This window comes from Acidisphaera sp. S103 (assembly GCF_009765975.1).
Taxonomy (GTDB): Bacteria; Pseudomonadota; Alphaproteobacteria; order Acetobacterales; family Acetobacteraceae; genus Rhodopila.
On sequence record NZ_LMUJ01000060.1, the window covers coordinates 193,747 to 203,861 of the forward strand.

11 protein-coding genes and 1 tRNA gene are annotated in these 10,115 nt (G+C 64.0%); 7 read left to right on the forward strand and 5 right to left on the reverse strand.

Annotated features, from left to right (window positions below):
* Window positions 1-238: 238 nt before the first annotated feature.
* From GSQ89_RS19810 to def, 5 genes are all read right to left on the reverse strand, one after another.
* Window positions 239-646 (reverse strand): type II toxin-antitoxin system VapC family toxin, encoded by a 408-nt coding sequence (locus tag GSQ89_RS19810; protein ID WP_158928366.1) that lies wholly within the window; start codon window positions 644-646, stop codon window positions 239-241.
* Between the two features lie 93 nt (window positions 647-739).
* Window positions 740-829 (reverse strand) — tRNA-Ser (locus GSQ89_RS19815).
* A gap of 144 nt (window positions 830-973) precedes the next feature.
* Entirely contained in the window at window positions 974-2,779 is a 1,806-nt protein-coding gene (gene lepA, locus GSQ89_RS19820; RefSeq protein WP_158928368.1) for a translation elongation factor 4, read from the reverse strand.
* A gap of 78 nt (window positions 2,780-2,857) precedes the next feature.
* Window positions 2,858-3,496, reverse strand: coding sequence for a COQ9 family protein (locus GSQ89_RS19825; RefSeq protein ID WP_158928370.1), 639 nt, complete (start codon window positions 3,494-3,496; stop codon window positions 2,858-2,860).
* Window positions 3,493-4,026: a peptide deformylase gene (gene def / locus GSQ89_RS19830; protein WP_158928372.1), complete on the reverse strand. Its 534-nt coding sequence runs from the start codon at window positions 4,024-4,026 to the stop codon at window positions 3,493-3,495. Before def ends, GSQ89_RS19825 begins: the two co-directional genes overlap by 4 nt.
* 147 nt (window positions 4,027-4,173) lie before the next feature.
* On the opposite strand from def, the gene rpsU reads away from it, so the two are divergent.
* From rpsU to GSQ89_RS19865, 7 genes are all read left to right on the forward strand, one after another.
* Window positions 4,174-4,377 (forward strand): 30S ribosomal protein S21, encoded by a 204-nt coding sequence (rpsU, locus tag GSQ89_RS19835; protein ID WP_048860545.1) that lies wholly within the window; start codon window positions 4,174-4,176, stop codon window positions 4,375-4,377.
* A 141-nt stretch (window positions 4,378-4,518) separates the two neighbouring features.
* The gene (locus tag GSQ89_RS19840; protein ID WP_254073284.1) at window positions 4,519-5,964 is read left to right on the forward strand and encodes a PLP-dependent aminotransferase family protein; all 1,446 of its coding nucleotides are present in this window, start codon (window positions 4,519-4,521) and stop codon (window positions 5,962-5,964) included.
* Between the two features lie 126 nt (window positions 5,965-6,090).
* A complete protein-coding gene (locus GSQ89_RS19845) occupies window positions 6,091-6,453 on the forward strand; it encodes a hypothetical protein (protein ID WP_158928376.1) in 363 nt (120 codons plus the stop codon).
* Window positions 6,454-6,545: 92 nt separating this feature from the next.
* Complete coding sequence (locus tag GSQ89_RS19850) at window positions 6,546-7,952, forward strand: MFS transporter (protein ID WP_216856286.1); 1,407 nt, start codon at window positions 6,546-6,548, stop codon at window positions 7,950-7,952.
* A 71-nt stretch (window positions 7,953-8,023) separates the two neighbouring features.
* Window positions 8,024-9,157, forward strand: coding sequence for an acyl-CoA dehydrogenase family protein (locus GSQ89_RS19855; RefSeq protein ID WP_158928378.1), 1,134 nt, complete (start codon window positions 8,024-8,026; stop codon window positions 9,155-9,157).
* Window positions 9,158-9,170: 13 nt separating this feature from the next.
* On the forward strand, window positions 9,171-9,596 hold the full coding sequence (locus GSQ89_RS19860; RefSeq protein ID WP_158928380.1) for a VOC family protein: 426 nt from the start codon (window positions 9,171-9,173) through the stop codon (window positions 9,594-9,596).
* A 178-nt stretch (window positions 9,597-9,774) separates the two neighbouring features.
* A complete protein-coding gene (locus GSQ89_RS19865) occupies window positions 9,775-10,104 on the forward strand; it encodes a carboxymuconolactone decarboxylase family protein (protein WP_158928382.1) in 330 nt (109 codons plus the stop codon).
* The last annotated feature ends 11 nt before the right edge of the window (window positions 10,105-10,115 follow it).

Consider the following 10,115-nt stretch of genomic DNA (forward strand, 5'->3'; position numbering starts at 1 on the left):
CGATCTTCGGCCCGCTGATCGCCGGCGCGCTGTTCGCCAGCACCGCCTTCGCCGGCCATGCCGGGTGGTATGTGTATGTGACGGTGCCGGGTGCGTTGCTTCCGGCGGCGTTGATCGGCTGGCGGGGCATCAGCCAGCAACGCGCGATCCTGGAGCAGATCTCGGGCTGAGAGCGGGTAGGCGAGGCGCCCGATGATGAGCGTTATGTCGCCCCCGTAGCCCTACATCGATGCGAACCTCAACCCGGGGAGATCAGCGATAGCTTGGGGAAATAGGTTCGATAGCGCGCGGCATCCCGTGTCATCAGCAGATATCCGGCAACCGCCGCGTGGGCGCCGATGAAAAAATCAGGACGTGGCGATTGCTTTGGTCCACCTCTCCGCCGATAGGCCAACAACGACTTGCCTGCGAGAAAGGCAGCTTCGTACGGAATTGCTTCACGATCGAACATGGTTTTCGGGAGTGCAACGTCGAGTTCTTCTATCCGCGAATACCGGATCGAGACCTCGGCATAGATGACGGGATTGATGACGAGGCGGTAGCGATCGGCGGCGCGTTCGATCGCTACCGCCGACCACGCAAGCCAACGCGCGTCTTCGGTCATGACGTCGAGAAGAACGTTGGCGTCAATCAATACGGCCGTCATTCAGTCGTCACGGGTCAGCGCCATGATGGCATCCGTGCTCGTCGCGACATCGCCCTGGCCGTTTCGGACACCATGGAAGCTTATAGCGTAGACTGGCGGAGAGACAGGGATTCGAACCCTGGGTACGCTTTCACGCACACACGCTTTCCAAGCGTGCGCCTTAAGCCGCTCGGCCATCTCTCCCGCGACAGGCGGCGGTCAATACCAGACCGGACGCCCGGCGCAAACCCTAATCACGCAATGCTGGGTCAGATGGCCCGGACTTCGCCATGCCGTGGCGAGGCTAGACGTGTGCCCTGACGGGATTGGACGTACTGCCGATCCCAATCAGGCATCCATCTTCAGCGCCGCGAGGAACGCGGACTGCGGGATTTCCACCTTCCCGAATTGCCGCATCCGCTTCTTGCCTTCCTTCTGCTTCTCCAGCAGCTTCCGTTTCCGCGAGATATCGCCGCCGTAGCACTTCGCCGTCACATCCTTCGACAGCGCGCTGATCGTCTCCCGAGCCACCACCCGGCTGCCGATCGCGGCCTGGATGGCGATTTTGAACAATTGCTTGGGGATCAGATCTTTCAAACGAGCGCAGATCTGGCGCCCTCGATTCTCCGCCGCGGCACGGTGAGCGATGAACGACAGCGCGTCCACCAGGTCGCCGTTCACCAGGATGGAAATCCGGACCAGGTCGCTCTCGGCATACCCATCCATCGCGTAATCAAACGACGCATACCCCCGGGACACCGATTTCAGCCGGTCATAGAAATCGAACACCACCTCGTTCAGCGGAATCCGGTAGACCGCCATCGCCCGGTTGCCGACATAGGTCAGGTCCACCTGCTGGCCCCGCCTCTCCGTGCACAGTTGCAGCACGCTGCCCAGGTAATCGTCGGGCACCATGATCGTGGCTTTGATCCATGGCTCCTCGATGTGATCGACAACCGATCCGTCGGGCATATCCACCGGATTATGCAACTCCTGCATCTCACCGTTGGTCTTGAAAATGTGGTAAACGACCGACGGTGCCGTCGCGATCAACTCGAGGTCGAATTCGCGGGTCAGCCGTTCCTGGATGATCTCCAGATGCAGCAGCCCCAGGAACCCGCAGCGGAAACCAAACCCCAGCGCCGCCGACGTCTCCGGCTCATAGTGGAAACTGGCGTCGTTCAGACGCAGTTTGCCCAGGCTGTCGCGCAATTTCTCGAAATCGTCGGCGTCGATGGGATAAAGGCCGCACCAGACTACCGGGATTGACGGCTTGAACCCGGGGAGCGCTTCTGTGGCCGGAATACGGTCGTCGGTGATGGTGTCGCCGACGTTGCAGTCGGCGACCGTCTTGATGGCGGCGGTGATGAAGCCGATCTCGCCCGGTCCCAGATCGTCCGTCGGGATCATCTTCGGGGTGAACACACCGACCTGCTCGATCGCGTGAACCGCGCCCGATGACATCATGCGGATGCGCTGGCCGCGCTTCATGCGGCCGTCCTTGATCCGGACCAGGATGACCACGCCCAGATATTGGTCGTACCAGCTATCCACCAGCAGCGCCTTCAGCGGCGCCTCCGCGTCGCCTTTCGGGGCCGGCAGGCGCTTCACCAGGGCTTCCAGCACGCCCTCGATATTCAAGCCGGTCTTGGCGCTGATCTCGACGGCGTCCGACGTGTCCAGACCGATCACGTCCTCGATCTGCTGCTTCACCCGGTCGACTTCGGCGGCCGGCAGGTCGATCTTGTTGAGGATCGGCACGATTTCGTGGTTCGCGTCGATCGCCTGATAGACATTGGCCAGGGTCTGGGCTTCCACCCCTTGCGACGCATCCACCACCAGCAGGCTGCCCTCGCACGCGGCCAGGCTGCGGCTGACTTCGTAGGCGAAATCGACGTGGCCCGGCGTGTCCATCAGGTTCAGTTCGTAGATCAGCCCGTCCTTCGCCGTGTAGCTCAAGCGGACGGTCTGGGCCTTGATGGTGATGCCGCGTTCCTTCTCCAACTCCATGCTGTCCAGCACCTGGGCGGTCATCTCCCTGGCGGTCAGCCCGCCGGTGAACTGAATCAGCCGGTCGGCCAGGGTGGATTTCCCGTGGTCGATATGCGCGATGATGGAGAAGTTGCGTATACGCTCAAGGGGAGTATCGGTCATGAACCTGCTAACGGGGGCCAGCGCTGTGGACCCGCCGACGAAGCGCCGGCTGGATTTGCCGCACAGATAGAGTGTCCGTCAGCCCGTGTCACCCATTCGTAGAGCGCGCGGCCGCGGCAGCCGCTCGATCAGGCTTTCAGCGCGACCCCGCAGCCGGCCGATCCGTCCAACGCCGGCCAGGCGCCGGTCGAGGAACGCCAGGGTGTCTACATCGTCCTCTGACGTGTCGCGCAGCCAGTACAGCACGGTCGCGCTGTAAACCGCCGCCAGGATGGCCCGCTTGGTATACCAACTGAAATCCACCGAACGGTCTCCAGCCGCATGCCAGATCGCATCGACGGTCCGAGCGGTGCACTTCGCCGCCGCTCGGGCGTTTTGCGGCAGGGCCAGCACGGCCAACCCCCGGCGGATCGCTTCCTTATAGGGCCGGTTCTGCTCCAGCCGCAGCGCGATCACCGCCCGGACCCGTGCCGACAGCTTGGTTTCCGGCAGCGCGGCCGCCACTTCTTCCATCCGCCGGTCGGCCAGGTCGCAGAACGTCTCGATCATATCGACTGTACCCAGGGGAAACAGCAGGTCCGCTTCGTCCGCCGGCAGGCCGGCATCGCGCACCCCGGCCCGCAGTGCCCGCTTGGTCCAGCCGTCGAATGACACGTTCGGCAGCATCCCCAGGATTGCTGCGTCCCGTTCCGGCATCCGTTCAGGGGGGGCGATCATCCCGTGGCTCCCGCGCGATCCAGTTCGGCGGTGAAGCCGAAATAGCGAAAATCGGTCATCCGCATCGTGTAGAGGATTCCGTCCAAATGGTCGTACTCGTGCTGCACCACTCGTGCGTGGAACCCGGTCACCTCGCGTTCGATCACCGTCCCGTCGCAATCGATCCCGCGGTAACGGATGCGTGTGGCCCGTGGCACGGCCGCGCGCAGATCGGGGATCGACAGGCAGCCTTCCCAGGCCAGCGCGCGTTCCTCACCAATCAGCTCGACCGTCGGATTGATCAGCACGCTAGTGGCCGAGGCGGTGTCCTCGGGATCCTTGGTTTCCCGTCCGCCGGGGACGCGGAACACGAACAGGCGCAGCGGCTGATACACCTGCGGCGCGGCCAGCCCGACACCGGGCGCGTCCTCCATCGTCTCGATCATATCGGCGACAAGGCGGCGGATCTCCGGGGCGCCAGGATCGGCCACCGGAGCGCACTTTTGCAGCAAAACCGGGTGGCCCATCCGGGCGATTTTCAGTATGGCCATGTGCGCGTCGTGCCCCTGGTGGCGGAAAATGGACTTGTAAGTATCCACGACCATGGTATAGCGCCAGCCCCCGCGTCGGAATCCCTGACGGCGGACGTTTTTGCGCACCCGATGGCGGGGGCGCCCTGGATAGGAGCAGGCGGCCAAGTGCAAGTCCTCGTGCGTGATAACAACGTCGATCAGGCGCTCAAGGCGCTCAAGAAGAAGATGCAGCGGGAGGGGATTTTCCGCGAGATGAAGCTGCGGCGGCATTACGAAAAGCCGTCCGAGCGCCGGGCCCGCGAAGCCGCGGAAGCCGTGCGCCGCGCCAGGAAGCTGGAGCGTAAGCGGCTGGAGCGCGAGGGCTTCTAACAAGCCCCTTCTGGTTGGGTCTGGAAAAGCGCGGCTTGGGAATAGTCCCCCAAGGCCGCGCGATATGTTTGTACTATTGCTTGCATGACATAATGGGGATTAGGGTCCGATGATTGGACCAATCGGCAGTCACCCTAACCTATGCTCGCACCAGACCAAACCCGGCAAAGCGCCGTCTTCAACCACCTTCGTCACAGTATATTGACCGGCGCTCTTCCCGGAGGGGGACGCTTGCCGCCCAGCCGGTCCCTGGCGCATGAACTCGGCGTTGCCCGGCAGACCGTGGTGCTGGCCTATGAACGCCTCGCCGCCGAGGGCTATGTCCGCGGCCGCACCGGCAGCGGCACCTACGTGGCGACCGATCTGCCGGATCAGGCCCCGGTGCCGGCCGCGACTCCACCTCTGGCCGCCGTCTCGCTGTCCGCCCGCGGTGCCCGCATGGCTGAGATCCCCGCTGCCGCCAGCGCGCGTGACCCCGCTTTGGGCCTGCTGCTGGCCGGCGGCCTGCCCGCCCCCGACCTGTTCCCGGTCAAGGCCTGGGCTCGCTGCACGACCCGTGTGATGAAACCCCTCGCCGGGGAGCTGTCCAGCTATCCGCCACCCCAAGGCCTGCTGGTCCTGCGCGAGCAGATCGCCGCCCACCTGGCCGCTACCCGCGGCCTGGTCGCCGACCCTGGCTGCATCGTGGTCAGCAACGGCACCCAGCAGGCCCTACGCACCGCAGCCGATCTGCTGTTGGACCCCGGTGACCCGGTCTGGGTCGAGGACCCCGGCTATATCGCCGGCCGAGGCGCCCTGCTCGCCGCCGGCGCCCAGATCGTGCCGATCCCCAGCGACGCCGAGGGCATTGATGTCGCCGCCGGTGTCCGCATCGCCCCAAACGCTCGGCTTGCCCTGGTCGCACCGTCCCACGCTACGCCGTTGGGCGGTGCGCTGCCGATCGGCCGCCGGCTGGCCCTGCTGGACTGGGCACGCCGTGCCAACGCCTGGGTGCTGGAGGACGACTGCGACTCGGAGTTCCGCTGGGAGGGCAAGCCGCTGCCGCCACTGGCGACGTTGGATAAGGCCGGCCAGGTGATCTACTGTGGCACGTTCAGCAAAACCCTGGCACCCGCGCTGCGCATCGGCTTCGCTATCGTGCCGCCGCCCCTGGTCGCCGCCTTCGTCCGCCTGCGCACCCTGACCGATCGCGGCACCGACGGGTTCACCCAGGCCACCTTGGCGGAGTTCATGCGCCAGGGCCTGCTGTCCCCGCATATCCGCAAGATGCGCACCGAATATGCCCGCCGCCGCGATGCCCTGCTGGAGGCGATGGCCCGCCACGTTCACCGTGCCGTCGCGTTGGCCGCGCCGGGCGGCTTGCACATGGTCGCACGCCTGCCCGACGACATGGACGAAAGCGCCGCCGTCCGAGCCAGCCGGATGCGGGACCTGGCGGTATCGCCACTGCGGGCGTACTATCCCGGGACGCCGAGGATGAACGGTTTGGTGATCGGGTTTGCCGCCACGCCGGTTTCGATGGCGAATGAAGTCGCGAAACGGCTGGAGGCGGCGCTGGTCAGCGTCGCGCGAACCGCCGCCGCCTGACCCGGCCACGCTTACTTGAACGAAACAGACGAACGCCCGCCCCCTTGACCAGCGATACGGTTCGCCTGCACATCGACCTCCAATCCACCCGAGGTCCAGATGAAACGAGTATACGCCGCCGTCCTCATGGCGCTGACCATCGCGCCGTGCGCTTATGCACAGAACATGATATCCATGACAATCGGTGAGCACGGCGTCCAGACCGTTACGGCAAACTTCCAAATGTCGCAGCCCGCGCCTGCCGCCACCTCCACATCGGATTTGAGCAGCCTGATCGCAAGCACCACCCAATCCTTGTACGATATCGTCAACCACGAATGCGACATTCTCAGTGTTTCACTGAAAGGAAGCTGCAAAGTCGTCATGGTCAACGTGGGCGCCAACATCAACAATCGTGGCGGTGTGCGCGGCCCCTTCGTCAGCGCCAACGCGTACGCAACGTTCGAGATCACACCCACCGCCGCCGCCGCCGTACCACCAGCACACTGATCCCGAACGGCGGCGCTCAACCTTGACGCCGCCACCGTTTCAGGCACCGTTCCCTGGGATAACCCGGACCAAGCCGGGACGGGGAGGCAGCCATGATGTTCAACCGCCTGGATCAGGCCAAGTCGCTGACCAGCAACCAGATCAAGATCATCGCCGCGGCAATCATCGGCGATATGCTGGAATTCTTCGATTACTACCTGATCGGCTTCGTGCTCGCCTTCATCATCAAGCCCTGGCACCTGACCTTCGGTCAATCCGCCATCATCCTGCTGTCCTCCGGCGTCGGGGCTATTCTGGGTGCCTTCATCTGGGGCCGCCTCGCCGACGTCTACGGTCGCCGGAAAGTCTTCATCGCCACCGTCGTCAATTTTTCCCTCGCCAGCGGCATATTGGCCTTCACGCCTGAAAACGGCTGGTGGTTCCTGTCGGCCTTCCGTTTCTTCGTCGGCTTCGGCGTCGGCGGCCTGTACTGTGTCGACCTGCCATTGGTGCAGGAATTCGTCCCCGCCCGCATGCGCGGCTTCATCGGCGGCCTGGTCACCGTCTTCATCCCGCTCGGTGTCATGATCGCCTCCTCCTTCGCCGCCTTCACCACCGACGTCATCGGCTGGCGAGGCCTGTTCCTGATCGGCGTCATCCCTGCCCTTTTCACCCTGCTGATACGCGCCTGGGTCCCCGAATCACCCCATTGGCTGCTCAGCCAGGGCCGAGCCGAAGAAGCCCGTAAATCCCTGGCCTGGGCCTTGAAAATCCCGCCGTCGGACCTGCGCTTGCCAAACAAAGCCCCGAAACAGGACGTCGCGCCCTGGTCCGACCTGTTCCGCTATCCGAAAAGCCTCGCCGTCTCGTTCATGGCCAGCATCGGTGCGCAGACCGCGGCCTACGGCATCGGCCTGTGGGCGCCGACCCTGTTCGTGCTGCAACTCGGCGTCACGCCGGCCTACGCCGCCTATCTGTTCCTGTGGGTAAAGCTGTCCGGCATCATCGGCCGCATCGCTTTCGCCTGGCTGTCCGACGCCATCGGCCGCCGCAACGCCGGCATGCTGGCCGGCTTCGGCGGCGCCATCATGATCGCCGCCGCCGGCCTGCTGCACAACGGCTACGTGCATGGCATCTCCCTGCTCTGGCTTTTCATCGTCGTCGCCGACTTCTTCTACGACGGCGGTTTCGCCATCATCGGCCCCTATCTGTCCGAGGTCTGGCCCACCCGCCTGCGCACCACCGGCATGGGCGCATCCTACGGGTTCGGCGGCATCGGCAAAATCATCGGTCCGCTCGGTCTTGCAATGATCGTCGGTTCCTCGAACATGATCACCCCAAAGGCGACGATCGACGCCATCGGCCCATCCTTCGCCTATTTCACCGCCTGGATGATCCTCTGTGGCTGCGCCTTTCTGTTCTTTGGTTTCGAAACCGGAAAGCAGACCATCGTCGCCATCGACGAGGAACTGGGGGACAAAGTCGTCGTCCCCAAGGTCGTCGTCCCCCTGGGCGAGTAGCTTTTCATAAGCCCGGAAATGCGCCATCGTTGCGGACAACGGCGTACACGCCATGTTGCGGAGGCTCCTCGATGACCGAAATCCACCCCCAGATCGCACGCGCCCGAGCGCTGCATCCCCTGCTGAAGCAGGAGGGGGATGAGGTCAACCAGCGCCGCGAACTGACCCCACCGATCGTCAAGGCCCTGAAGGAAGGCGGGTTTTTTCGCATGCTGCAACCCCGCTCGATCGGCGGGATGGAACTGAAACCGTCCGATTTCTCCCGCGTGACCGAAGCACTGTCCGCCGCCGACGGCTCCACCGCCTGGGTGGTGTGCCAAGGCAATGGCTGCTCGATGTCCGCCGCCTATCTGGCCCCGGATGTGGCGAAGTCGATCTTCGGTTCGGTCGACGGCATCCTGGCCTGGGGACCGCCCGGCGCCCCGTTTGAGGCCGAACCCGTCCCCGGCGGATATTGCATCTCCGGCACCTGGCGCTTCGCCAGCGGCAGCCAGAACGCGACCTGGCTGGGTGCGCACATGAAGGTCAAGGGGCGCAAGGAAATCCGCACCATGCTGTTCCCGAAATCCAGCGTGACGATGGTGGATATCTGGCACACGCTGGGCCTGCGCGGCACTGCCAGCAACGAATACGTGGTCAAGGACCTGTTCGTCCCCGAGGACCACACGATGCTGCGCGACAAGCCTGTGGATCGGCGCGAAGACGGGCCGCTGTATCGTTTCGGCAGCAGCCAACTCTATTCCGCCGGTTTCGCCGGCGTCGGCCTGGGCCTCGCCCGCGGCCTGATCGATGCGTTCCTGGAGTTGCCCGCCACCAAGGTGTCGCGCGGTGCGTCCAAGCCGCTTCGGGAGAATAACGTTGTGCAATCGCAACTGGCGCAGTGCGAGGCGAAATGGCATTCGGCGCGCGCGTTCCTGCATAATACGCTGGATGAGATCTACGATTACGTCATCGAACACGGTGAGATGACGGACCACCACGCCGCGATGATGCGCCTTGCCTCCACCTGGGCGATCAACCAGTCGCGGGAAGCGGTGAACACCATGTTCCACTGCGCCGGGTCGATCGCCGTTTTCGAATCGCAACCGTTCGAACGCCGGCTGCGCGATATCCAAACGGTGTCGCAACAGTCGCAAGGCCGCCAGCTTCACTACGAATCGGTCGGGCAGATCATGCTTGGCCTGCCACCCGAAAACCAATTCTGAGAGGGGAACAAAAATGCCCGCACAATCGCTGAACCACTACACGATCAAGGTCCGCGACCTGGAACGTACGAAGGATTTCTATCAGGACATCGTCGGCCTGAAAGTCGGTGAGCGTCCGCCGCTGACCTTCCCCGGCTATTGGTTGTACTGCGGTGACGTCCCCACCGTACACCTGATCGGCTACCGCGCCGAGGACGCCGTCATCGTCGACGGCCCGTCCTACCCCGCCGCCACCGGCCGCCTGGATCACATCGCTTTCTCCTGCAACGGGTTGAAGGAGATGCGCGCCAACCTGCAATCACGCGACATCAAGTTCGACGAACGCGTGCTGCCGCGGCTGAACATGACCCAACTGTTCTACCTGGACCCGGACGGCATTTCGGTTGAGTGCAACTTCGACGCCGCCGAAACCGAAGTCCAGGGCACCAAGGGGTATTAGCCGCTGCGACGTTGCGTTCAGGCCGGATCAGCTTTGGCCTATCCGTCATGGCCGGGCCTCCCCCGGCCACCTTCGCACCAACGGACGAAGCGCAGATGGCCGGGACACGCCCGGCCATGACGTTCAAAGCGCCACGTTTTCATTCCCCAAGCGCCTCAAACCACCCAAGGCAATACTCATGACCAAACCGCCCACCAACGCGCGTGACGCCGTCCGTTCCACCGTCCCCAAGATGATCGAAGTCACCGAGAACGTCATCTATGGCGACATCTGGGAACGCCCCGGCCTCAGCAAGCGCGACCGCAGCCTGGTCGTCCTGGCCACGCTGATCGGCACCTACCGCCCGGAACAGCTCCGCGGCCATCTGGCACGAGCACTGGACAACGGGGTGACCAAAGACGAAATCGCCGAGGTCATCACCCACCTCGCCTTCTATTCAGGTTGGCCCGGATCGATGACCGCGGCCCGCATCGCACAGGAAGTCTTCCAGGAACGCGGTATCGGGTAGACCGGGCGCAC